The 23,015-nt window shown below is 40.0% G+C and carries 22 protein-coding genes and 1 pseudogene; 5 read left to right on the top strand and 18 right to left on the bottom strand.

Annotation, left to right across the window (positions count from 1 at the left end):
• Positions 1-106 precede the first annotated feature (106 nt).
• Genes ACSLUF_RS09940 through ACSLUF_RS09905 form a run of 8 tightly spaced genes read right to left on the bottom strand, consistent with a single transcriptional unit; the run spans position 107 to position 7,419 of the window.
• Positions 107-595 (bottom strand): gluconokinase, encoded by a 489-nt coding sequence (locus ACSLUF_RS09940; protein ID WP_435622630.1) that lies wholly within the window; start codon positions 593-595, stop codon positions 107-109.
• Between the two features lies 1 nt (position 596).
• Positions 597-1,514, bottom strand: coding sequence for a tRNA (adenosine(37)-N6)-dimethylallyltransferase MiaA (gene miaA, locus ACSLUF_RS09935; protein ID WP_435622629.1), 918 nt, complete (start codon positions 1,512-1,514; stop codon positions 597-599).
• Positions 1,511-2,338: an ion transporter gene (locus tag ACSLUF_RS09930; RefSeq protein WP_435622628.1), complete on the bottom strand. Its 828-nt coding sequence runs from the start codon at positions 2,336-2,338 to the stop codon at positions 1,511-1,513. Before ACSLUF_RS09930 ends, miaA begins: the two co-directional genes overlap by 4 nt.
• Positions 2,335-3,627, bottom strand: coding sequence for an exonuclease domain-containing protein (locus tag ACSLUF_RS09925; protein ID WP_435622627.1), 1,293 nt, complete (start codon positions 3,625-3,627; stop codon positions 2,335-2,337). The genes ACSLUF_RS09930 and ACSLUF_RS09925 overlap by 4 nt, the downstream gene beginning before the upstream one ends.
• Before the next feature lie 17 nt (positions 3,628-3,644).
• Positions 3,645-4,304, bottom strand: coding sequence for a YggS family pyridoxal phosphate-dependent enzyme (locus ACSLUF_RS09920; protein WP_435622626.1), 660 nt, complete (start codon positions 4,302-4,304; stop codon positions 3,645-3,647).
• A 12-nt stretch (positions 4,305-4,316) separates the two neighbouring features.
• The gene (locus tag ACSLUF_RS09915; RefSeq protein WP_435622625.1) at positions 4,317-5,552 is read right to left on the bottom strand and encodes a DUF1015 domain-containing protein; all 1,236 of its coding nucleotides are present in this window, start codon (positions 5,550-5,552) and stop codon (positions 4,317-4,319) included.
• Between the two features lie 6 nt (positions 5,553-5,558).
• The gene (locus ACSLUF_RS09910; protein ID WP_435622624.1) at positions 5,559-6,446 is read right to left on the bottom strand and encodes a 3-hydroxyacyl-CoA dehydrogenase family protein; all 888 of its coding nucleotides are present in this window, start codon (positions 6,444-6,446) and stop codon (positions 5,559-5,561) included.
• 7 nt (positions 6,447-6,453) lie between these two features.
• Positions 6,454-7,419, bottom strand: a complete 966-nt coding sequence (locus ACSLUF_RS09905; RefSeq protein ID WP_435622623.1) for a Gfo/Idh/MocA family protein — start codon at positions 7,417-7,419, stop codon at positions 6,454-6,456.
• A 116-nt stretch (positions 7,420-7,535) separates the two neighbouring features.
• On the opposite strand from ACSLUF_RS09905, the gene ACSLUF_RS09900 reads away from it, so the two are divergent.
• On the top strand, positions 7,536-8,177 hold the full coding sequence (locus ACSLUF_RS09900; protein WP_435622622.1) for a protein-L-isoaspartate(D-aspartate) O-methyltransferase: 642 nt from the start codon (positions 7,536-7,538) through the stop codon (positions 8,175-8,177).
• Here ACSLUF_RS09900 and smpB read toward each other — a convergent pair.
• On the bottom strand, positions 8,174-8,635 hold the full coding sequence (gene smpB, locus ACSLUF_RS09895) for an SsrA-binding protein SmpB (protein WP_435622621.1): 462 nt from the start codon (positions 8,633-8,635) through the stop codon (positions 8,174-8,176). The genes ACSLUF_RS09900 and smpB overlap by 4 nt on opposite strands.
• A gap of 81 nt (positions 8,636-8,716) precedes the next feature.
• On the opposite strand from smpB, the gene ACSLUF_RS09890 reads away from it, so the two are divergent.
• The gene (locus ACSLUF_RS09890) at positions 8,717-9,460 is read left to right on the top strand and encodes a DUF6503 family protein (RefSeq protein ID WP_435622620.1); all 744 of its coding nucleotides are present in this window, start codon (positions 8,717-8,719) and stop codon (positions 9,458-9,460) included.
• Here ACSLUF_RS09890 and ACSLUF_RS09885 read toward each other — a convergent pair.
• Positions 9,457-10,011 carry a SixA phosphatase family protein gene (locus ACSLUF_RS09885; protein ID WP_435622619.1) on the bottom strand — a complete coding sequence of 185 codons (555 nt, stop codon included), beginning with the start codon at positions 10,009-10,011 and terminating at the stop codon, positions 9,457-9,459. The two genes, ACSLUF_RS09890 and ACSLUF_RS09885, sit on opposite strands and share 4 nt — an antisense overlap.
• Positions 10,012-10,062: 51 nt before the next feature.
• On the opposite strand from ACSLUF_RS09885, the gene ACSLUF_RS09880 reads away from it, so the two are divergent.
• Positions 10,063-11,532, top strand: coding sequence for a PorP/SprF family type IX secretion system membrane protein (locus tag ACSLUF_RS09880; protein ID WP_435622618.1), 1,470 nt, complete (start codon positions 10,063-10,065; stop codon positions 11,530-11,532).
• Positions 11,533-11,541: 9 nt separating this feature from the next.
• Here the strand turns inward: ACSLUF_RS09880 and ACSLUF_RS09875 are convergent, their stop codons facing one another.
• Positions 11,542-12,138 (bottom strand): TetR/AcrR family transcriptional regulator, encoded by a 597-nt coding sequence (locus ACSLUF_RS09875; protein ID WP_435622617.1) that lies wholly within the window; start codon positions 12,136-12,138, stop codon positions 11,542-11,544.
• Between the two features lie 123 nt (positions 12,139-12,261).
• Positions 12,262-14,865: an ATP-dependent chaperone ClpB gene (gene clpB, locus ACSLUF_RS09870; protein WP_435622616.1), complete on the bottom strand. Its 2,604-nt coding sequence runs from the start codon at positions 14,863-14,865 to the stop codon at positions 12,262-12,264.
• Positions 14,866-15,008: 143 nt separating this feature from the next.
• Between clpB and ytxJ the strand changes: the two are divergent.
• Positions 15,009-15,397 (top strand): annotated as a pseudogene (ytxJ, locus tag ACSLUF_RS09865) (bacillithiol system redox-active protein YtxJ).
• A gap of 33 nt (positions 15,398-15,430) precedes the next feature.
• Here ytxJ and ACSLUF_RS09860 read toward each other — a convergent pair.
• Positions 15,431-16,615, bottom strand: a complete 1,185-nt coding sequence (locus ACSLUF_RS09860; RefSeq protein WP_435622615.1) for a hypothetical protein — start codon at positions 16,613-16,615, stop codon at positions 15,431-15,433.
• Positions 16,616-16,844: 229 nt separating this feature from the next.
• Between ACSLUF_RS09860 and glyA the strand changes: the two genes are divergently transcribed.
• Positions 16,845-18,137, top strand: coding sequence for a serine hydroxymethyltransferase (gene glyA, locus ACSLUF_RS09855; protein WP_435622614.1), 1,293 nt, complete (start codon positions 16,845-16,847; stop codon positions 18,135-18,137).
• Between the two features lie 45 nt (positions 18,138-18,182).
• Here glyA and ACSLUF_RS09850 read toward each other — a convergent pair whose 3' ends face one another.
• The 5 genes from ACSLUF_RS09850 to ACSLUF_RS09830 all read right to left on the bottom strand — a co-directional run bounded on the left by ACSLUF_RS09850 (position 18,183) and on the right by ACSLUF_RS09830 (position 22,937).
• Positions 18,183-18,836 carry a hypothetical protein gene (locus tag ACSLUF_RS09850; protein WP_435622613.1) on the bottom strand — a complete coding sequence of 218 codons (654 nt, stop codon included), beginning with the start codon at positions 18,834-18,836 and terminating at the stop codon, positions 18,183-18,185.
• Positions 18,837-19,006: 170 nt separating this feature from the next.
• Complete coding sequence (locus tag ACSLUF_RS09845; RefSeq protein WP_435622612.1) at positions 19,007-19,675, bottom strand: histidine kinase; 669 nt, start codon at positions 19,673-19,675, stop codon at positions 19,007-19,009.
• Positions 19,676-19,702: 27 nt separating this feature from the next.
• Entirely contained in the window at positions 19,703-21,787 is a 2,085-nt protein-coding gene (locus ACSLUF_RS09840) for a tetratricopeptide repeat-containing sensor histidine kinase (RefSeq protein WP_435622611.1), read from the bottom strand.
• A 109-nt stretch (positions 21,788-21,896) separates the two neighbouring features.
• Positions 21,897-22,061, bottom strand: a complete 165-nt coding sequence (locus tag ACSLUF_RS09835; protein ID WP_435622610.1) for a hypothetical protein — start codon at positions 22,059-22,061, stop codon at positions 21,897-21,899.
• Between the two features lie 141 nt (positions 22,062-22,202).
• The gene (locus tag ACSLUF_RS09830) at positions 22,203-22,937 is read right to left on the bottom strand and encodes a LytR/AlgR family response regulator transcription factor (protein ID WP_435622609.1); all 735 of its coding nucleotides are present in this window, start codon (positions 22,935-22,937) and stop codon (positions 22,203-22,205) included.
• Between the last annotated feature and the right edge of the window lie 78 nt (positions 22,938-23,015).

Below are 23,015 nucleotides of genomic sequence, written 5' to 3'. Positions count from 1 at the left end.
GATTAGACGAATCTATATCGTTTTCGTTACGCAAATCCGATAGGAAATTTGCACAAGATACCCCAAAAGAAAGTTAAGGAATGTTAATTTCATTAAATACCAGGCTTTAAGCGTTTATATGGCTCAAAATTTCATTTAGTATTTTATCAGGAGAATGTGCTATAGAGACTGTAATAGCCTCTTTTGGGAATTCTAAAGATGCAAATTGCGATTCCAATAATTTAGCTGTCATGAAATGCGAAGTTCTTTTTTCCATTCTGGATTTTATCAAATCAAAAGACCCTTCCAAATGAATAAATCGCATTGTACGTCCCATACCTTTTCTTAGAATATCCCGATAGGAGGATTTTAAAGCTGAACATGCGATTATTGCCCCCCGATTTTTTTGTTTTTTGGCCAATTCGTTTAGGGAAACTAACCAATCATATCTATCGGCGTCATCCAAGGGTACACCAGAAGCCATTTTTTGGATATTGGCATCTGGGTGGAAATCATCTCCATCAAAAAAGGGAATATCCAACTCCTTAGAAAGCATCTTACCAATAGTGCTTTTACCGGTTCCGGAAACCCCCATTATGATAAAAACAGTCTTCATTTTAGGCAATACTCTTCATTTTAGTTGTCACTTCTTGGATAAGTTGTTGGATATCATAATCATGCTCCACCCATAAAATATTGGGATTTTTACGTAACCAAGTCAGTTGTCTTTTTGCAAATCTTCTAGTATTTTTTTTAATTTCAGAAATGGCGACGTCCAAGGTAATATCACCATCAAAAAATTGAAAAAGCTCTTTGTAACCCACAGTTTGCAAGGCATTTAAGTGCCGAAATGGATATAATGATTTAGCTTCTTCCAAAAGGCCTACTTTCATCATCTCATCCACTCGTAAATTTATTCTCTCATAAATGATTTCCCGGGCAGCCGTTATTCCCACGTAGATAGCATCAAAAGGTCGTTGCTGCCTTTCTTTGTTCAAGAATGACGAAAAAGGTTTATCGGTGGAACGAATTACTTCCAAAGCCCTAATGATTCGATGGGGATTCAACAAATCTACCTTGTCATAATAAACAGGGTCCTTTTCATATAGTTCCTTTTGTAGACTTTCTATGCCTTGATGATCAAGAATGGAATTGAGTTCTTCCCTTATGTGTGAGGGCACATCAGGGAACTTGTCCAAACCGTATACCACAGCATCGGTATATAATCCACTGCCTCCAACTAGGACCGCGCAATCGTTGTCTTCATACCACTTTTCCAAGAAGGTAAGGGCATCTTTTTCAAAATCCCCAACGGAATACGATTGCTGAATGCTTATATGCTGAATACAATGGTGCGGTACTTCGGCTAGCTCCTCTTTGGAAGGTACAGCAGTCCCAATTTGCATTTCTTTGAAGAATTGTCTAGAGTCCGAGGAGATAATGTGAGAATCAAAATGATTGGCCAGGGCAATAGCCAATTTTGTCTTCCCAATAGCGGTAGGGCCAACGACCACAATTAACTTCTTTGAACTCATAATAGTTCTCCACAATTGTAGCAATATTCGGCATCATCTCGGTGCCCCTCAGCTGAACAGCTTGGACAACATTGTGTATTGGTATGAACCAAGTGCTTGTCTCTTCGTTTGTTGAACTCTACCGTTACAATACCTGTAGGAACCGCAATGATACCGTACCCCATAATCATAATGACCGTCGCGAGGAACTGTCCAATGGTAGTTTGCGGTGCTATGTCTCCGTACCCCACCGTAGTTAAGGTTACAATGGTCCAATAAATACTTCTTGGAATGCTGGTAAAGCCTGCTTCATCACCCTCAACCAAATACATGATAGTGCCCATGATGATGGATAAAATGAGAACTACATATATGAAAACCATGATTTTTGTCCTACTGGCTCTTAAAGCTCGCCGCAGTTGGGAGGCTTCTCCCAAAAATTTCACCAATTTCAAAATCCTGAAAATCCGTAAAAGGCGGAATGCTCTTAAGGCTAGTAGTACCTGAGAACCCGCTAGGAGATACGAAAGATAGAGGGGTATGGTAGACAAAAAATCGATTATCCCATAAAAACTGAGAATGTACTTCCAAGGTTTTCTAATACTGATTATTCGGGCAATATACTCGAATGAGAAAAAGATGGTTACTACCCATTCCAGAGTAAACAGGATTTGATGATAGCGCTCATCCACTTCCTTTACACTTTCCAGCATTACCAGAATAACACTCAAAACGATGAGTACTACAAGGATAACGTCAAAAAGCTTTCCCAATGGGGTATCCGCTTCATAGATAACTTCATGAAGCGAGTTTTTCCAGCCAGAATGTCTTTTTTGCTCTTTCAAAGGGCAGGGCTTAACTCCAAAATTTTGAGTCTATGGTTTTTTCTCAAATAGGACTCTATGATAAAAGTCGTATTCTCATCGCTTTGCATTGGGGTCAACAACGATTCTAATATATGAATATTATTCATTTGATTGTTCAGTTCAGCGTACCCATAGCCCTTTAGTTGCCCTTCTTTTACGAGTATAAAACTACTTTCCCCGATTTCTCTGCCTTTGTCAAAAAGAGCGACATTTTTGTCATACAAGCTGTATTTTTCGAAGACGACTTCCCATTTATCATTTTCATCCGGAAGGTTTTCCCCATTGGACATTGACCCATTGCTCATTTTATTGATGAAGTTTCTTGCGGATAAAACCCCATTGAATCCAATACTCTTTGGTTTTCGCAAAGTGCTTTTGACAATTTCTGGGTTTATCTCTGGAGTTCCATTGGATGAAAAATTGATGGCGTGCGAAAAGAGTCTTTTTCTGGAAATATGGTTATGCTTCGGTTGGGTTCGGTATACTTCTTCGTATTCCTTTAGGATGGCAATAAGCTCACTTCCAGTCAATTCATAGGTAACCTTTTTGGTCTCTTTTTGAAGTTTTCGGGCCAATTGTCCCACATTGGTGAAATGTTGGTTGACCCGCTTCTGAATATCCTTGGTCTTTCCTAAAAAAATAATGGCACCATCCCTATCATGCATATAGTAGATACCTGTGCTCGAAGGGAGTTGTGAAACCATTTGCAGTTGATTGGAGGATAGTTCCCCATGCTCCGCATCACGCATTACTTCTTGAACAATAGCCTTATCTGAATCTTTGGCTAAAAGCAATTTGAAGAGTTTGAGTGTGGCCAAAGCATCTCCATTGGCCCTATGTCTATCACTCATAGGTATTCCCAAAGAACGAACCAGTTTTCCCAAACTGTGGGATTCGGCATCGGGAATCAATTTTTTGGAAAGGTCTACCGTGCATAAGGTCTTTCTTTGAAAATCGTAACCCAATCGTCTAAATTCAGTGCGGAGAATTCTATAATCGAATTGGGCATTATGTGCTACAATTACTGCTCCCTCTGTAATTTCCACAATGCGCTTGGCTACCTCATGAAATTTAGGCGCCGTACGTAACATTTTGTTGTTGATTCCAGTCAGTTTGGATACAAAAGGCTGGATTTCCCTTTCAGGATTTACCAAACTCATGAAACGGTCTACGATTTCATGTCCGTCAAATCTGTAAATGGCGACTTCCATAATGCCTTCCTCATTGAATTGGCCTCCAGTGCTTTCAATATCAAGAATGGCGTACATAGAATACTTGTTGATGCTTAATGGTAGTTTCTTGCTCCAAAGATACTACTTCCAATGCGTACCATGTTACTTCCCTCCTCAATAGCTATGCTATAATCCCCGCTCATACCCATGGAAAGAACTTGTATTTCGGGCAAAATAGGTTTAATGGAATCATAAATCGACCTTAAATGGGCAAATTCCTGTCGTATTTGGGCGTGATTCTCAGTAAAGGTGGCCATTCCCATAAGGCCAACAATTTCTACGTTTTCCAGGGATTTAAATTCTTCAGAGGCCAATATTTCCCTTAATTCTTCACTGTCAAGACCAAATTTGGTTTCCTCCTCGGCAATATGCATTTGAAAAAGACATGAAATGATACGATTGTGTTTTTTAGCTTGCTTGTTTATCTCAGAAAGCAAACGGAGACTGTCCACACCATGTATCATAGATACATATTCCGCCATATACTTTACCTTATTTCGTTGCACATGGCCAATCATATGCCACTCAATATCTTTGGGTAGCTGCTCCCACTTTCTCGTCATGTCCTGGACCTTATTTTCCCCGAAAACTCGATGCCCCGTTTCATAGGCCTCCAAAATATCCTCATTAGGCTTGGTTTTGGACACAGCTACCAAGGTTACTTGAGGTGGAAGAGTTTCTTTTATCTGGTTTAAATTCTCCTTAATACTCATATTTTGAACATATTAGAGCTCGTATATTGCCATTCCACTACGCAGTTTAGGTTCAATATAGGTGCTTTTTGGAGGCATGACCAATCCAGCATCTGCAATAGCTTTTATTTCATCCATGGTTATAGGAACTAAACTAAAACCTACTTTGAAATCTCCTTTGTCGATACTGTCTTTCATTTTGATGATATTGTGTTTGCCATATCCGTAGGAAATACGTTTATCGTTGCGCAAATCGTGAATGCCCAAAATCGGTTCCAAAATGGTTTTATACAAGATTTGTGTATCCAATTTGCTAAGCGCATCGGTAAAGGTGTATTTGGTGTTTCGTAAATAGAGGGAATAAAACTCACCTTCCAAATACATACTGAAATGATGTTTCTTAGTGGGTTTGTACAACCCATCTTCTTTCTTTTCTATGCGGAAGAATTCATCCAATTTAATTAAAAACTCTTCCAAGGAATAGCCATTCAAATCCCTTACCATACGATTGAATTCGTAAATCTTGATTTGGGATTCAGGAATTAAATATGCCATAAAGTAATTGTAGGGTTCAGTTCCCGTATGGGACGGATTCTCTTTGGTCCTGCGTTTGGCCAGTAGGTTCGAAGATGCACTGCGATGATGACCATCAGCAATGTAGAGCGAATCCATTTCCCCAAAAACTTCCGCTAATTCCTGAATCGTCTCCTTTTTGGAAATTTTCCAGAGTTGATGTCGAATTTTATCCGTAGTTGTAAAATCGTATTCTGGTGTTTTTTCTATTTCAAGCTGTAAAACTTGGTCGATTTTGGGATTATCTGAGTACGTAATCAACACGGGTTCGGCATTGAAGCCAACAGTATATAGATAATCAGCAAAAAGTTTTTCCCTGCGTTGTAAGGTGTCCTCGTGTTTTTTTATGACATCGTCCGCATAATCCTGTAGACTACAGGTGCAGAAAAACCCTTGGCTTTGAAAATCTCCTTTTCCCGTTTGATATAGATAAAAGCTGGCCTCTTCATCTTTTTCAAAAATGTCTTCTTCCAAAAACTCCATATACCGGTTGTGGACCAATTTAAAACGTTCCTTGCCTGAAATGGTCTTATGGAACTTAAAGCCCGGATTGATGATATGTAGAAAGGAAAAAGGGTTGAACTCTAAAATGGAGCGTAACTCCCTTTTCGTATATTTTTCATAAGAACGGGAAACCACAAAAGGGGCTTTGTCCTTAGTGGGGCGTATGGCCTTGAAAGGTTTGATGGAGGCCATTGGTACTTAACTAAATTGTGAGGACACCTTCTCGGCCTTTCGGGATTCGGCATAGTCGTAGAATCCTTCCCCTGACTTTACACCCAATTTCCCAGCCATTACCATGTTTACCAATAGTGGGCAAGAGGCATATTTTGGGTTTTTAAAGCCGTCGTACATTACATTCAGAATGGACAGACAAACATCCAATCCAATAAAATCCGCTAGTTGTAAAGGTCCCATGGGATGGGCCATCCCCAATTTCATTACAGTATCGATTTCTATGACTCCGGCAACCCCGTTGTATAAGGTTTCTATGGCTTCATTTATCATTGGCATTAGAATTCGGTTGGCCACAAAACCTGGGTAATCATTGACTTCAGTAGGGGTTTTACCCAACTTTTGGGACAATTTCATGATGGTTTGGGTCACCTCATCTGAAGTACTGTAACCACGGATGATTTCCACTAATTTCATAATCGGCACAGGATTCATGAAATGCATGCCAATTACTTTGTCAGGTCGTTGCGTAACGGCGGCAATTTGGGTAATGGAAATGGATGAGGTATTGGTGGCCAAAATAGTATTGGCAGCGCATAGTTTATCCAAATCCTCAAATATTTTGAGCTTTATGTTTAGGTTTTCAGTAGCTGCTTCCACCACCAAATCAACTTCTTTTACTCCTTCTTCCAAGGAGGTGAAGGTAGAAATGTGTTCCAAGGTTTCCGCTTTATCACTTTCGGAAATCTTTTCCTTGGCTAGCATCCGGTCTAGGTTTTTGGTAATGGTAGCCAAACCTTTTTCCAAGGAAACTTCTGAAAGATCCACCAAATTTACTTGATACCCACTTTGCGCAAAGACGTGGGCGATTCCATTGCCCATGGTTCCTGCACCAATCACAGCTATCTTATTCATTCTATATTTATTGTTTAAATGATTCTATAATTTGAAGGGCCACCCGTAGCGCATTTGTGCCCTGTTCCAAACTCACAATGGGAGTGGTATTGTTGTTTATGGCATCAGCAAAGGTTTCCAATTCATCAAGAATGGCATTGTTTGCTTCAATCTCTGGATTCTCAAAATAAATCTGCTTACGTATTCCTTCGGCATTTTGCAAAATCATGTCAAAATCTCCAGGGTTTTCCGGTGCATCCTTCATTTTCACCACTTCCACTTTTTTCTCCAAGAAATCTACCGAGATATAGGCATCCTTTTGAAAGAAACGGGATTTTCTCATGTTCTTCAACGAGATTCTACTGGAGGTAAGGTTGGCGACACATCCATTCTCAAACTCAATTCGGGCATTGGCTATATCCGGAGAGCTGCTGACAACGGAAACACCACTGGCATTGATTTGTTTTACGGGAGAATTGACCACACTTAGTATGACATCTATGTCATGAATCATCAAGTCCAATACCACCGGCACATCCGTTCCTCGGGGGTTGAATTCCGCCAAGCGATGCGTTTCTATAAACATAGGAGTTTCAATCTTATCTTTTACCGAACTGAATGCAGGATTAAAACGTTCCACATGTCCCACCTGACCTTTTATGCCATGTTTCGAAACTAACTCAAGAAGAATTTCAGCTTCCTTCAAGGTATTGGTAATCGGTTTTTCAATAAAAATATGCTTGCCTTTTTCAATAGCCTTTTTGGCGCAATCAAAATGGGAAAGAGTGGGGGTTACAATATCAACCACGTCCACCGAATCCATCAGAAGGTTCATGTTTTCAAAGTAGGTATATCCGAATTCCTGGGCTACTTTCTGGGCGTTGATTTCGTCGGGATCATAAAATCCAATCAAATCATATTTATCGGATTCGTTTAAAAGTCTAAGATGAATTTTGCCTAAATGTCCTGCGCCTAGGACACCAACTTTTAACATGCTTTCTGATTTTTGTCAAAAATACGATTCTGTGGTCAGTTGACATAAAATAAAAAGGGCCAGGTCAGCTACAAAATTGGAAGGACCTTTTTAAATTTGGGCACCAGACCAAAACAATGAAAGATACCCTGAAGCATAGTGGAATGCGGAACAAGTTGGTGAAAATCATTACCAAAAAGGGCATACAGGATGCTAATGTATTGAATGCCATAGGCAAAGTACCGCGACATCTTTTTTTGGATAGCAGTTTTGAGGAACATGCGTATCAGGACAAGGCCTTTCCCATTGGGGCAAGTCAAACCATTTCCCAGCCCTATACTGTGGCATTCCAAACAGGATTACTCGAGATACAACCTGGAGATGCGATTTTGGAAATAGGGACGGGCAGCGGGTATCAAACTGCTATTTTGTTGGAGCTCAAAGCCAAAGTCTTTACCATAGAGCGGCAAAAGGAATTGTTTAAGAAAACCAAACTGTTCTTTGGAAAAATGGGATATAGACCCAAGAAATTCATTTTTGGCGATGGATACAAAGGACTACCTGAGGAAGCTCCTTTTGATGGAATAATCGTAACCGCTGGAGCGCCTTACGTACCCAAACCACTATTATCCCAATTGAAAATAGGGGGTAGGTTGGTTATTCCCGTTGGTTCTGAGGAGCAGATTATGACCCGCTATATTCGGAAATCGGAAAAGGAATTTGAAAAAGAAGAACTGGGAATTTTCCGTTTTGTACCGCTTTTGGAGAACAAAAATTAGTTGTTAAAGTCTTTCTTGATGCGGGATAGATTTCTTTTGTTATCCCTATCCTTGATGTTCTCTCTTTTGTCGTAGAGCTTTTTCCCTTTAGCCAGCGCAATATTTATTTTGGCCAATCCCCTTTCATTTATGAATAAGTTTAAAGGAACAATGGTAAGCCCAGAGGTGGTAACTTCCCTTTGTAATTTTTTTAATTCTTGTTTATTGAGCAATAGTTTTCGTTCTGCTTTGGGTCTATGGTTGTAATAACCTCCATGGCTGTATTCATCAACCTGCATATTGATAACAAAAAGCTCCCCTTTTTCATTGAATTCACAGAAGCTTTGGGACAAAGAGGCCTTTCCCAATCGAATTGACTTGATTTCGGTACCGGAAAGCACTATTCCAGCGGTGTAGGTGTCCAATAATTCAAAATCGAATCGAGCCCGTTTGTTCTTTATGTTAATATTCTTCTGCATGGTGGGCAAAAATATAAACTCTTATTGGAGAAAATTGTAATGTTGTGGTGCTTTTTGCGATTATTGAGAAAACAAAACTTCATGAAACTACGACTTATCCCAATTTTGGTACTTCTTCTAGTATCCTGCAAAAAGGAGGTAAAATCTGAGCTTACCTCGCAATCGATTATTGATAGCTCTATTGTCAAAAGCGGGGGAGAGAACTTTAAAAATCATAAGGTTTCCTTCTTTTTTAGAAACAGAAAGTACTCATCCTACTATGTGAACGGCCAAAAAATGTTGGAGCGATATACGTTTTTGGATTCCAATATTATTGCAGACAAAAAATCAAATGCTGATTTCCAGCGTTTTATAAATGATACTTTGGTTTCCTTGCCTGATTCTTTGGTAAGTCGCTATGCCAATTCGGTTAACTCTGTGCACTATTTTTCCAAGCTCCCTTTCGGACTGAATGATAAAGCTGTGAATAAGGAGTTTTTAGGAGAGGAAACCATAAAGGAAATTCCCTATTACAAAGTAAAGGTCACTTTTGACCAAGCTGGTGGGGGGGAAGACTTTGATGATACTTATCTATATTGGTTCAACAAAGAAACCATGTTGCCAGACTATCTTGCTTATGACTTTCATGTTGATGGCGGTGGGCAACGGTTTAGGGAAGCGTATAACGAAAGGTACGTCAATGGTATTCGTTTTGTGGATTACAACAATTACAAACCCCGTGAAAAGGGCTCTGATTTAATGGAAATAGGTCATTTGTTTGAGAGTGATAGCCTGGATTTGTTGTCCAAAATCCAATTAGAGCGTATCGAGGTACAAGAAAACTAATCCATTTTTAGTCTAAAATCGGTAGTATTGTCGTCAATGAATCGAACGATGTAAAGACTGCTGTTGTCATCGTCATCCATTTGAGGATATTTGTCCTCTCCCAGCAATTGATTGACAAAATTAGGTGTAGAGTTGCTGTGACCAACGATTAATACGTTGTGCCCTTTATGGGTCTCTTTGAAACTTTCAATGTCCACTGCCCCAGGGTCATAGAATTCAATTTCGATTTCCTTTTTTATGGATGCTGGTGCTGCCGTCATGGTTGTTCTTTCAAAATTTGTGGAGTAGATAGCATCCAATTCCACAGGGTCAAAAACTTCTGCCCATTTAATCGCACGATTCAATCCATCTTGATTGAGTTCTGGATCTGTGTTTTCGGGATTGGTTCTGTCCTTTTCCGCATGACGGATTAGATAAAAAGTGGATACAAGTTCTTTGTCTTTTTCAATATCTTTATTATCCTTTTTACAGTTTAACAAGACCACCGCAAGAACACCTAGTAAAAGGGATTTATAACGAATGGTTTTGTGCGAAAATTGAAACTCCCCCATATTGTCTACAATTAATTAATTTAAAAGTAGTATTAATTTTTTACCCAAAATATGTCAAGGTTTGCGATTACTATTTTTTTTATTCTCTGTTGTTGGTTAACTGTAGGACAGGAACGTCAAGTACCCGCAGATTTAAGGTCACATAATTTAACGCAATTCAATGCTAGTTTATTGGACCCAACGTTTTCTTTTGATAGGAACATGCCTAGATCTATAACCGTATGGTCCAGATGGCAATGGCAAACTATTGACAGTGATCCAACAACTCTATTTGTTAACTACACCCAAAACCTAACCAGACAGGCTACTATCGGAGTAGGGTACTTACAGCACAATACCGGTGTTTACCTTAATAGAGGGGCGCTTATCAATTTTTCTTACGCCTTGGATTTAGGGGATGAAACCAATCTTGTTTTGGGTACAAACATTTTTGCGTTCAGTCAAGAGCAAGCTGATGAACAGGTTGGGATGAATTTCATTAATGATTTAGGGTCTTCAAGTTTAGATAATAGTTTTGTAGCGCAATTTTCGCCGGGTATTCGGTTTAACACTAATGGATTTAGTGTAGGTTTGGTAGTTGAAAATGCCTGGGAGCAAAACTTCTCAAATAGCGATATGGAATCTGCCCCCAGGGTGTTTACAGGATTGGTAAGTAATGATTTTTCCATTTCTCTCTTTAATGAGGTAAATTATCTCAGACCTCAGGCTTATGTCCGGATACTTTCTGATATGGACACCCAATATGGACTTAATATGTTGTTTGCGAACCCCAAATTTTGGGTTCAAGGAGGATACAATAATTTTTATGGTATTTCGGGAGGAGCTGGAGTAACCCTCTTTGAAAAACTTTCCTTAGGTGGCCTGGTGGAATCAGGAATTGAAGAACCTACTTCGAATGAGGACCTTACCTTCCAGATAGTAGCTTCCTATTCTTTCGGAAAACAAACCTTTGCCAAGAAACAGGAAAAACAACCAATGGATGAAGGTAATGAGGAGGAAGAACGTCTCAGAATTGCCAAAGAGGAAAAACGCCGTAGGATGGTTAAAGAGGAAGAAGAACGTCTGAGAATAGCGGAAGAGGAACGTGAAAAGAAGCGATTGGAGGATGCGCAAAAATTAGCTCAGGCAAGAAAGGACTCCATTGCCAGGATGAAGCAAGAAGCGATTGCCGCAAAGCTTGAAAAAGATAGATTGGATAGTATTGCAAAGGCTGAAAGGGAGAAGGAAGTTACCGTGGAAAAAGGTGAAAAGTATGAAGAGGTAGTTAGCTCTGATGGCCTTCAGTCAGGATTCTACTTAATTGCCAACGTTTTCGGAACGGAGCGATACTTCTTGAATTTCATGAAAACTCTCCGAACCCAAGGTTTGGAACCAAAATCCTTTTTTAGAAGCTCGAATGGTTACAACTATGTGTATTTAAAAAGGTTTAACACCATAGAAGAAGCGAGATCTGCGAGAAATACCAAATTTAATGGAAGTTATTCCGGCGCATTATGGATATTCAGAGTAAAAGCTAAGTAAGTTTAGTGCTTAATTAAGAATTTCTTTTTGAACCAAATGCTCCAAATAGGCAATAGTGTTGACCAGATATTTTCTGTCACGAGTCATGCTGGCCATGGAAATGGCACCCTGTAGCATGGTAAACAGTTGTTTGGCAAATTGTAAGGGGGGAACAGGTATTCTTATTTCGTTGGCATTTACACCATTTTCCAATACCAAAGCTATTTTTCCTTCTATCTCATTAATCGTTTCCTTTACCGCAGCTGCTAAAAGCCTGTTGTTGTTTTGCGCATCGACTCCAACATTCAAAATGGGACACCCGCCAAAGGGGAGGGTAAACACATCGTATTGGCGGTAAAAACGAATCAAAGAAAATATCTTGTCCATCGAACCTCCCTCAACATTGAGTTTTTCATCAATGACAGCCAATAATTGTTTTTGATTGTATTGAAAGGCGGAAAGCGCTAAGGCCTCTTTGTTTTCAAAATTACCGTAGATCGCACCTTTTGTAAGTCCTGTTGCCTCAGTAATATCGCTCATACTGGTGCCCACGTATCCAAACTTATTAAATATGGGAGCCACAGTCTCTATGATGTAAGCGGTGGTTCTTTCTGCTTTCTTACTCATATGGTCTGGGTTGGTATGGTCCTAGCGAAGATATAAAAAAGATATACTGCATGGTATTTTAAAAAGAAAATGCCCCTATTTTAACAAAAACAGGGGCATTGAGTGATTTATGGTCGTTAAAAGTTACTCTACAAGCTCGTTCTGGTTTCTGAATACCAGTTTGTCATCAAAAGAATCCAAAAGGACGATGCTGTCCGTGGTAATTCTTCCTGCCAAAATCTCCTTGGAGAGGTTGTTAAGCACTTCTTTTTGAATCAATCGTTTAACAGGCCTAGCACCGAACTGAGGGTCGTACCCTTTTTGTGCCAGATAGGCTATGGCCTCTTCAGTGGCATCCAAGGTAATGTTCTGTTTGCCAACCAATTTTCTCAGATGATCTAATTGCAATCCAACTATTTCCTTAATATCGGACTTGCTCAAAGGAGTAAACATAATGATATCATCAATCCTGTTTAGAAACTCTGGTCTGATTGTTTTCCGCAACAGCCCCATAACTTCTACCCGAGCCGCTTCGGTAGCACTGTCCAAGTTATCTGCAACATCTTCAAACTTTTCCTGGATAATATGACTTCCCATATTACTGGTCATGATGATAATGGCATTCTTGAAGTCGGCCACCCTGCCTTTGTTGTCCGTAAGTCTTCCTTCATCCAAAACCTGCAAAAGAATGTTGAACGTATCAGGATGGGCTTTTTCAATCTCGTCCAAAAGCACAACGGAATACGGTTTTCTGCGCACCGCTTCTGTAAGCTGCCCTCCTTCATCATAGCCCACATATCCGGGAGGAGCTCCAACCAGTCTACTTACAGCATGTCGCTCTTGATATTCACTCATATCAATTCGGGTCATGGCATTCTCATCATCAAAAAGATAGGAAGCCAAAGTTTTGGCAAGTTCCGTCTTACCAACCCCAGTGGTTCCCAAAAATAGGAAGGAACCTATGGGTTTCTTGGTATCCTGTAAACCAGCGCGACTTCTACGAATTGCATCAGACACGGCTTCAATTGCTTCTTGTTGACCTACAACTCTTTTATGTAGTACATTTTCTAGGTTCAATAGCTTTTCGCGCTCGCTTTGCAGCATTTTGGTTACTGGAATCCCAGTCCATTTGGCCACAACCTCTGCAATATCTTCATTGGTTACTTCCTCCTTTATGAGTGTGCCCGCACTTTGTTGGGAAGCTAGTTCTTCTTGCAATTTCTCCAAACGTTCCTGGGATTCCTTGATTTTTCCGTAGCGTAACTCAGCCACTTTGCCATAATCCCCATTGCGTTCTGCACGTTCGGCTTCCAACTTGTAATTCTCAATGTCCTGTTTGGTTTTCTGGATATTGTCCACCACACTTTTCTCACTTTCCCATTGTGCAAATATCTCGTTTCGTTCCTCTTTCAGATTTGCCAACTCTAGGTTTAGACTTTGTAATTTGGCCGAATCGTTTTCTCGCTTAATGGCCTCAATCTCAATCTCCAACTGCATGATTTTTCTATCGAGCACATCCAATTCTTCGGGTTTCGAGTTGATTTCCATCCGTAATTTCGATGCAGCCTCATCTATAAGGTCAATGGCTTTATCAGGGAGGAATCTATTGGTAATATATCGTTGAGAAAGCTCTACTGCTGATATCACCGCCTCATCTTTGATGCGCACCTTGTGGTGAGCTTCATACTTTTCCTTGATTCCTCTTAAAATAGAAATGGCACTTTCGGTATCCGGTTCATCAATGAGCACTTTTTGGAAACGGCGTTCCAAGGCCTTATCCTTTTCAAAATATTTTTGGTATTCATCCAAAGTAGTGGCTCCAATGGCGCGTAGCTCACCTCTGGCCAAAGCAGGTTTCAAAATATTGGCGGCGTCCATGGCACCTTGTCCACCTCCAGCACCGACCAAGGTGTGGATTTCGTCAATGAAAAGGACAATATCCCCATCGGATGTGGTAACCTCTTTAATTACGGATTTTAATCGTTCTTCAAACTCACCCTTATATTTGGCCCCTGCAATCAAAGCTCCCATATCCAAAGAATAAATTATTTTATCCTTGAGGTTTTCTGGAACATCACCTTGTACAATTCTGTGTGCCAAACCTTCAGCTATGGCCGTTTTACCCACACCAGGTTCACCTACAAGCATAGGATTGTTTTTGGTTCTTCGGGAGAGTATTTGCAACACCCTGCGTATTTCTTCATCTCTACCGATTACGGGGTCCAATTTCCCATTGTCAGCCAGTTGATTCAGGTTATTGGCATATTTGTCCAGGGAATTATAGGTGTCCTCAGCACTTTGCGAAGTAACCTTACCTCCCTTTCGAAGTTCTTGAATAGCAGCATTTAAATCTTTTTCGGTGGCTCCTTGGTCCTTCAACATTTGGGCTGCTTTACTTTTTGACTTGAAGATTGCCAAAAGCAGGTGTTCAATGGAAACGTATTCGTCCCCAAGTTTCTTTGCTATGGTGCTGGCTTCGGTTAATGATTTGCCCCCTTCTCGAGACAACATGATATCTCCTCCAGATACTTTGGGTAAGCTTTCCAGTTCTCTATCTAAAATTTGTTCTACCAAAGTGGTATTGACATTCAGTTTCTTTAAAATGAACGGCAAAACATTTTGGTCAACCTCCATGATAGCCTTGAACAAATGTTCGTTTTCTATCTGTTGATGCCCATATCCCTGCGCAATTTGTTGCGCTTGTTGTATGGCTTCTTGTGATTTTATTGTAAAATTGTTAAAGTTCATTTTCAATCTTTTGTTTGAAAAAGACAACAACCTTACCAAGGCATTGAAGCAGACAAAATGGCGCTAAACCCTTGAAAACAAAAGACATTTCGGCAGTTTGTAAGCTTTATAAAGCTTACCGACCTATCTATTAAATAGATTGTATGGGAATTTTTGACAGCTTTTTCGGGAACAAGGAAAACAATACGAAGAAATCAGACGCTTTACCCTGGAAGCCTTTGGATTCCATAGGTCAATTGGATGATATAGCTCAAGAATCCAAAAGTAAACCCCAACTTATTTTTAAGCATTCGACCACCTGTGGAATCAGCAGAATGGTGTTGAATATGTTTACAGGTTCCTACAATTTGGACGACTCAGTGGATTTACATTTTTTGGATTTGCATGCCCATCGGATGTTTCCAACGAAGTGGCCATTAAGTTTGGTGTAATGCACCAATCTCCCCAATTACTTATAGTTAAAGACGGGGAAGTTTATTTCCATACCTCCCACGGGGCCATTGCAGATATAGACCTTAAAGAATATGTATAAAGAAAAAGCCCCGCGATTCGCGGGGCTTTTTTATTAATCGAATTGATGTCTTCGTATAATACTTTTTAGTCGAGCTTTCAGGTCTTCACCTGCATCGTAGACCATTTGCTCATTGGAAGGAAACGGAACCGCAGCCAAATCCAATAAGGCAACCAAATCATTGTCCAAAGCCCTTCTATCTCCTTTGTAATTGGCATAAATATGCTCAAAGATAAATTCACTTGATAGGGGATAGGAGTTGATTTCCTGTCCATTGGACAAATCAGTGATGCTTACCTTAGCTCCAATTTGAGCGCTTTTGAATTGTGTAAACTGATAAAAGTTACAGGTAACCGTTCTTAGTCTATCTACTTTAATTCGATTTCCTAGACTATCTTTTACAGCATTTCCATTGTTATCCAACAGATATTCGTAACCATCCTTGACTTGCTTTTCACGTACAATTTGCTTCTCATTTACGCGCTCAGGAGAAATATTGATTTCCCTAAATCCTAAGTTCAAGGCAAAGTCATAATCCATACCATTCTGCGGATTGGAATGGAACTTGGTCCAGAAATTATCAATTCCGAAGGTGTTGAAATCCAACAATTCAGTTTCCAAACGTTCTGGAATAATCTGTTGGGTCTCATTGTCTATTTGAACCTTTACATAATCCAATCCTTTTTGGTAGGCCTCGTCCATTTTCTGGGCGGTTTGCCTATATCCCGGATTGATTTCAGACAAATACTTCAAATCATTGAAGACATTTCTATAATCTTGCTTGGATTTTGCATTTTTCAACAAATCACCCGCATTGGTATACAAATAATATGAAAGCTGTTCTTTGGTGTCTAAAATAGCATTGTCATAATTGACAAAGTCAAAACGGGCCTCACGACCTTCTTCATATATAGAAAGGGGCAACAGGGGCTGAATTCTAGCCTGAATGTCTTTTAAGGCATTGTATTTTCTATAGATAGTCTCCAAATTGGCAGGATTCCCATCTTTTTCCATAAAACTGATTTGCTCCAGTTCCCTTTCCGCGTTTTTGGCAAAGGCATCTTCCAAGAGCGTAACGTAGGCTTGGTGCCCTTTTCTGCTCTTATTATCAGTTAAATTCTTAATGGCCTTGTTCATGGCCGTTACATAGTTACCGCTGTTTACAGCCTCTTGGGTTTTCTTTACTCCCCCGCAGGCAAACATTAGCAAAATGGCGCTATAAAGTAGAGTTTTTTTCATCGTTTTTGGTTTAATGATTTTCTAGTTGTATTCAACCGGCGTGCCAAAAAGCCACACTTTAGTAACGTTTTGGGTTCAACTGTAGTATATTTTCGATGAAATGCACTGATTTTAAGCATTTTCAATAGGGTACACCCTAATTTCCAATTGTTGATTTTTAGTGGATAATATCTCTTGGGTTACGGCATTTTTTGGTTGGATTCCTTATTTCTCTTTGTATTTTTGAAGGATGAAAGCTGAAGTCCTAATACAGAAAGACACAACTGTTTTTGACCTAATTGAGAAGGAGAGACAAAGACAGGTAGAAGGAATCGAATTGATTGCTTCCGAGAATTTTACAAGCCCTCAAGTAATGGAGGCAGCCGGTTCGGTGTTGACAAATAAATATGCCGAAGGCTACCCGGGAAAGCGCTATTATGGAGGGTGCGAAGTGGTGGACGAAATAGAAACTCTGGCCATTGAAAGGGCAAAGGAGCTTTTTGGTGCAGTCTATGCCAACGTGCAACCGCATTCAGGTTCCCAGGCCAATGCTTCGGTGTATCATGCCTGCCTGCAACCTGGAGATACCATTCTTGGCTTTGATTTGGCGCATGGAGGACATTTGACCCATGGTTCTCCGGTTAATTTCTCTGGAAAATTATACCGTCCTACTTTTTATGGGGTGGATAAGGAAACAGGGATGTTGAATTATGATAAGATTCAAGAAATTGCGGACAAGGAAAAACCCAAACTGATTATAGCTGGAGCTTCAGCGTATTCCAGAGATATGGATTTTGCCCGTTTTCGGGAGATTGCCGATAGTGTGAATGCCATTTTATTGGCCGATATATCCCACCCGGCTGGCTTGATTGCCAAAGGAATTTTGAATGACCCTATCCCACATTGCCATATTGTGACGACTACCACGCACAAAACCCTTCGAGGGCCACGTGGTGGACTTATTCTAATGGGTGAGAATTTTGAAAACCCTTTCGGTATTCGATTGAAAAATGGAAACCTGAGAAAGATGTCCGGATTATTAGATTTGGCCGTATTCCCAGGAAATCAGGGCGGGCCACTGGAGCATATTATTGCCGCTAAGGCTATTGCCTTTGGTGAGGCGCTTTCGGATGACTTCCTCCATTATATGCTTCAAGTGAAAAAGAATGCTGAGGCGATGGCCAAGGCCTTTATGTCCAAAGATTACAAAGTAATTTCTGGTGGAACGGATAACCATATGATGCTTATCGACCTTAGAAATAAAGGTATTACTGGTAAGGATGCAGAAAAAGCGTTGGAAAAAGCAGCTATCACGGCCAACAAAAATATGGTGCCTTTTGATGACCAATCTCCCTTCATTACTTCGGGAATACGTTTTGGGACACCAGCCATTACCACTAGGGGATTGGTGGAATCCGATATGGAAACCATTGTGGAGTTGATAGACGAAGTATTGATGAAGCCTGAAGATGAGGCAAGTATTTCAAGAATAAAAGAAAAGGTCCATGCCTTAATGACGCACAGACCTCTTTTCAATACATAATCTGAAGGGTGTTCCTAGGTTAAGCCTAAGGAATTTATATGGTTATCAATCCAAAAGGAAAAAGTCTTCCTTTTTAAGTGTTTTGGATTTTAGGTCATAGATCAGCACATCGTGGTTGATTTCGTCGTTAAAGTAAAGCCCCCAAAAATCATAGTACTGTCCTCTTTGTCCCTCGGCTTCCAGGGCATGCTGGTCAATATCTTCGAAGACAGGCACAAAAATCTCATAGGGCATTTCCGTAAGTCCTTTGGTAAAATACACGAAGTGTTCACTCAACGTATAAATAATGCTCCCAAGTTCCTCGGGAATGCTATAATCCTGTATTCTACTAACTACAACGGAGGTGTCTTTAAAATGTAAGGACAGTTCGGCGATGTCTATGGCGTGGTTGTTGTCCTTGAATAGCTTCTGAAAAGCCTCGTCAAAACGTGATGGGCAATGGGAATCTTTGTTGATTGACATTCCACCCCAACTACCGTTATTAAAATGATGTAGACTTTCGGTCAACCCAAAGTTACAGTAGATGTCAAGAATCAAATCTGTTCTTTCCTTATTGACATCATAGCGGCATTCGGCATAAATCTCTGCAAAAAATTCTCTTTCCAAAACATTTAAAAATGCCTCAATGCCCTCACAGGTCACAAAGGTTTTTATGCCACTAATTGGAAAATGGGAACCTCGTTTTTTATTTGGTTGCATACATGACTTTTTAAAATCGGTCAGGTATATCAAAGTTATAACGAATGTTTTTCTTAGGATTGCACGAAATCCTTAAAAATTCTACGGGTTTTATAGTGTTCGCCTCTATTTTAACGTGCCTTTGTATCAAGGGGTTAACATAATTGTAGGGAAAACCTTTATAAAATTCTTTAGATAAATCCTCGGTTTTTGGCGGCCAAAATTAGTGCAAGATCATTCTCGTTTTCGGTGCCGAATAAAGATTTCAAATGCCTCTTTCTATTTTCGATGGAAGAGGGGGAAAGTCGTATAAATTTCTCCAAATCCTTGTTTTTGGTGCCGATGGATAGATGATAGAGAATCTTTTTGTCCTTTTCATCCAAGCTAATATCATTGGTCATCTTCTTTCGGATGGCACCCAAGGCTTTGGATGAATAGTAAGGCGGATTAAGCGTTACCGTTTTTACGGCATCCTCCAAGGTTTTGGGGTCAATATCGGTTTTGACCAAATAACCATCCGGGTCAACCGATTTAAGAATGCTGTTGATTCTATAATTGTCACTAAAGGAGGACATGAAAACAATTTTGGATTCAGGCACCAGCTTGCGCGCCAAAATACCCAAATCTTCTCCGGTTTGGGGTTGATGTTCGTTGGGTGGGTACATCTGTACATCCAGAAAGAGGATGTCATATTTAAAGGAAGTAACGGATTCCTCAATCATCCGTTTTCCCATTTCAAAGGTGTTGGCGGTATCCACAATAATGGAGTGTCCCTCAAAAACAATGCGTTCCAAGATAAACTTGTAGCCCAACATGGTCATTTCGTGATCATCAATGGCTAAAATTCTAAGTGTTTTCATGTTGTCGTCAATTATTTAGTTTGGGGGTTATGCCTTTATCGATTGTTTCAATTCCAAGTCCTCAAGAATATCACTTTTTTGGGCATAATTCAAAGGAATGTTCACTTTTATGGTCGTTCCCTTTCCTTTTTTACTGTCAATATCAAAGGTTCCGTTCACCTTTTTTACCCTAGAAATAATATTCCTAAGCCCTATACCTCTTTTCCCTTTATTCATGTCAAAGCCCACGCCATCATCCTGTACACTTAGTTTAAGGGTGTTGCCCTCACATTCAAAGTTGACCGAGGCGTTTTCGCATTGGGCATGCTTGACACAGTTCTGCAGAGACTCTTGTACAATTCGGTAGGCGTTGATTTTAATATCTCCTTCCAAGCTGTCCCATTCCAAAAGGGGGTCGTAGGTAAAAGAACATATTATCCCCGAAGAGGCTCCAATGGAGTTAATCATATCCTCGAGGGATACAATAAAGTTATGAATTTTTTGATAAGAAGCATTATTCAATTCGTGCGAAATGGTACGAATTTCCTCCTCGGTATCGCGCAATTTTTCAATCAGCTCTGCGCGTTGTTCCACAGATTTTTCATCCACCATTTCATTAAGTCCGGTGAGCACCAGCCGAATACCCAGCATTTGACCCAAGATACCATCATGCAATTCTTCCGAAATGCGTTTTTGTTCTAACTTTTTGCCCTCTTCAAATTTTCCCTGCTGGGCTAGCATCAAATTGTAGATTTCTTGATTGCTTTCCTGTTGCTTTTGCTGGAATTTTAAACGGTTGTTGCTGATGCGTTGGGAGATAATGGTCATCAACGCAATCCCCAGAAGGATTAAGCCCAAAGTGACACCAATCCAAATCTGCTTTTGTCGAGAAAGCACTTCATTTTCCTCAATAACTTGGTCCGTTTCCAAACGAACGCGGGCAAATTTATCCCGTGTGGTGCGCTCCTCCTCTTTAAGTTGCTCAGAGAGATTATAGTACGCGGTGGAGTAGGCCACTGCATTTTCAGTGTCTATTTCAGTCAGGAACTTAAGTACCTCCAGACGTCTGTCATTATTTTGGGTTTCCTCGGCAAATAGATTTACTTCCTTAGCCAACTCAATTGCTTCATTCCGTTTGCCCTGAACCAGCAAAAGTTCAGCCAAGTATTGTTTAGCCCACCCTAAATCTTTTGTTTTGTCAATGTCCACGAAGGTATTGATGGCTTGTAAATACCTTTGATTAAGTTCTTCGTGAGTTTCCCCTAATTTAAAACGCGCATAGGTATGGCTTACTAAAGCTTTTGAATACAACTCTGGGTCTTGTTCCTTGAAATCATTATCCTGAAGTAATGGTTCATAGGCTTGAATGGCACTTTCATAATCCCCTTTGCGCAGATATCTTAGGGCAATATTATTCTTGTTCTGTCTTACCAAGTTTTCATTATCTACTTTTTCAAGATATTCCCCTGCTTTATGGAGATATTCTAAGGCTTTTTCCTCGTTTTTAAATCCACTTTGGATACTAGCCAATAAGTTATAGCTTCCATAAAGCATAAGATTGTTCTCTTGTTCTGCAAAAGTCTTTATAGCTCTAGTGGTATTACTTTCCGCTCCCAAATAGTCCTTTAATTTATCTTGGGCTAAAGCCATTGAGTATAGCATTCTTGCTTTTAAGTAGTCTTTGGATGGACTTGCAGATAATTTGTCAAAACTTTGATAGGCCAACTGATGGTAGTAATATGCGCTATCAATTACTTGATAACTTTTTAAAAAAGAAGCCATATCCCAATTAGCTTCTCCTAAGATCATGTAATCGTTACTTTCCAATGCACGGCTGGATAGTTCTTTGTAAATATCTCGATAAAACAGAGAATCCTTCAGTTTGTAACCGGCAATTGAAACTTGGGAAAGGTTTTTAAGATAGGTTGAATCATTAGCGTGTTCCTGTAAAAGTTGATAACCTTGTTGTAAATACTCTTTTCTGACTTCAAGAGGTAATTCGGCACTGTCTTTAGCAATACGCACGTTTTCCATAGCTTGTATTACGGAAGAATTCTCAACTTGCGTATCGTTGGTTACATCATTGCAAGCGAAAAGAACTGATAATAAGACAACTAATGATAACTTTTTCAATACTGCTTTGTTGAAAAATAGGGCAAAAGCCTAGTTCTTTTACTACAAGGTACTAAAAAACCCCAAATCTGAAGGGATTTGGGGTTCTCGATATGTTTGAAGACTTATTTTAGCCTCTTTCAGGGTCGTAATTACCATTTCCATCGACGGAATTCCCATCCGCTTCCAAGGTTTCAAATAGGGCTTCTGTATCCTCTACATTGGTTTCGGCTTCACAAGAGAATAAACCTACTGAAAATAAGGCCACAGCTACAATACCAAATACTTTTTTCATAATAATCCCGTTTAATAGTTTGTATGTTAGTTTTCTAGTGGCTAATATATTTTTGACCCCTTGGGCGACCGCTCAAAATGTTAAAATCTTAGTATTTGGTGGGAAAATGGTGGTATTTGGACCTATTCTGTTAGAATTGGTTTAATTGGAGGCGCCTACAGCCTTTTTGGACAGTTTTTCCTTAAGTTGATCTATACGCTGCTTGTACTTTTTGGAAAATGGGATTTCCTGCTCTTTGGGATTGCGCAGGGTACACAGACTTTTGCCATAGTTGATACGGGAGACGTATCTGCTGTTCAAAATATAGCTCTGGTGAATGCGGATAAAGTTTTCGGGCAGTTGCTCCTCAAAGGATTTAAGGGTTTTAAATGCACTTACCACATTGCCATTGGCCAAAAAGAAATCGGTAGAGTTGTTGTCCGATTTTAAATAGAGAATCTCCTTGGTGTCCAGATAACGGTAGTCGTTATAGGATTTAAGACAGATAGTAGAAGGGAAGTTCTCTTTGGGATGCTGCTTTCTTAACTTGAAAATCGTCTTACGAATATCGAACTCGTTGTGGGGCAGTATCCAATAATCAAAGAACCCACTTTTAATAGCATTGTACGCATATTTTGTGGAGGTGGAGTAGCCAATAATCAGCGGAAGGGAGTTCATGTACTGGCTCAGTTCCGTAACCATCTGAAAATAGGACATGCTATCCGTGTTCAGATTTACCAAAACCACATCTGGAGAAAACTTCAAAATGGTATTGAGGCCTTCCACGGAGTTCTGGGCAAACCCGGCACAGACAAAATCGTCAAACTCCTCCAAATATACTTGTAGCTGGAGTTTGGAACTGGCGTCCGAATCTATTATGGCGTAGGTATAATCCATGCGTAAAACACTGGGTGCAAGTTACTAAGGCCTAAAACAAACCCATTGCAGTTTTACCTTAAAAAAATTGTAGGTTTC

The sequence above is a fragment of the Flagellimonas sp. genome, assembly GCF_965601775.1.
GTDB lineage: Bacteria > Bacteroidota > Bacteroidia > Flavobacteriales > Flavobacteriaceae > Flagellimonas.
This window is presented reverse-complemented; position numbering and strand designations above follow the sequence as displayed.

Excerpts from the sequence above, each read along its gene's own strand:
- ACSLUF_RS09885 (WP_435622619.1), bottom strand. The coding sequence starts at position 10,011 with ATGGGGGAGTTTCAATTTTCGCACAAAACCATTCGTTATAAATCCCTT.
- ACSLUF_RS09940 (WP_435622630.1), bottom strand. The coding sequence starts at position 595 with ATGAAGACTGTTTTTATCATAATGGGGGTTTCCGGAACCGGTAAAAGC.
- clpB (WP_435622616.1), bottom strand. The coding sequence starts at position 14,865 with ATGAACTTTAACAATTTTACAATAAAATCACAAGAAGCCATACAACAA.
- ACSLUF_RS09880 (WP_435622618.1), top strand. The coding sequence starts at position 10,063 with ATGTCAAGGTTTGCGATTACTATTTTTTTTATTCTCTGTTGTTGGTTA.
- smpB (WP_435622621.1), bottom strand. The coding sequence starts at position 8,635 with ATGCAGAAGAATATTAACATAAAGAACAAACGGGCTCGATTCGATTTT.
- ACSLUF_RS09850 (WP_435622613.1), bottom strand. The coding sequence starts at position 18,836 with ATGCAACCAAATAAAAAACGAGGTTCCCATTTTCCAATTAGTGGCATA.
- ACSLUF_RS09900 (WP_435622622.1), top strand. The coding sequence starts at position 7,536 with ATGAAAGATACCCTGAAGCATAGTGGAATGCGGAACAAGTTGGTGAAA.
- ACSLUF_RS09925 (WP_435622627.1), bottom strand. The coding sequence starts at position 3,627 with ATGTACGCCATTCTTGATATTGAAAGCACTGGAGGCCAATTCAATGAG.
- ACSLUF_RS09860 (WP_435622615.1), bottom strand. The coding sequence starts at position 16,615 with ATGAAAAAAACTCTACTTTATAGCGCCATTTTGCTAATGTTTGCCTGC.
- ACSLUF_RS09920 (WP_435622626.1), bottom strand. The coding sequence starts at position 4,304 with ATGAGTATTAAGGAGAATTTAAACCAGATAAAAGAAACTCTTCCACCT.
- ACSLUF_RS09835 (WP_435622610.1), bottom strand. The coding sequence starts at position 22,061 with ATGAAAAAAGTATTTGGTATTGTAGCTGTGGCCTTATTTTCAGTAGGT.
- ACSLUF_RS09905 (WP_435622623.1), bottom strand. The coding sequence starts at position 7,419 with ATGTTAAAAGTTGGTGTCCTAGGCGCAGGACATTTAGGCAAAATTCAT.
- ACSLUF_RS09830 (WP_435622609.1), bottom strand. The coding sequence starts at position 22,937 with ATGGATTATACCTACGCCATAATAGATTCGGACGCCAGTTCCAAACTC.
- ACSLUF_RS09845 (WP_435622612.1), bottom strand. The coding sequence starts at position 19,675 with ATGAAAACACTTAGAATTTTAGCCATTGATGATCACGAAATGACCATG.
- ACSLUF_RS09910 (WP_435622624.1), bottom strand. The coding sequence starts at position 6,446 with ATGAATAAGATAGCTGTGATTGGTGCAGGAACCATGGGCAATGGAATC.
- glyA (WP_435622614.1), top strand. The coding sequence starts at position 16,845 with ATGAAAGCTGAAGTCCTAATACAGAAAGACACAACTGTTTTTGACCTA.
- ACSLUF_RS09890 (WP_435622620.1), top strand. The coding sequence starts at position 8,717 with ATGAAACTACGACTTATCCCAATTTTGGTACTTCTTCTAGTATCCTGC.
- ACSLUF_RS09875 (WP_435622617.1), bottom strand. The coding sequence starts at position 12,138 with ATGAGTAAGAAAGCAGAAAGAACCACCGCTTACATCATAGAGACTGTG.
- miaA (WP_435622629.1), bottom strand. The coding sequence starts at position 1,514 with ATGAGTTCAAAGAAGTTAATTGTGGTCGTTGGCCCTACCGCTATTGGG.
- ACSLUF_RS09915 (WP_435622625.1), bottom strand. The coding sequence starts at position 5,552 with ATGGCCTCCATCAAACCTTTCAAGGCCATACGCCCCACTAAGGACAAA.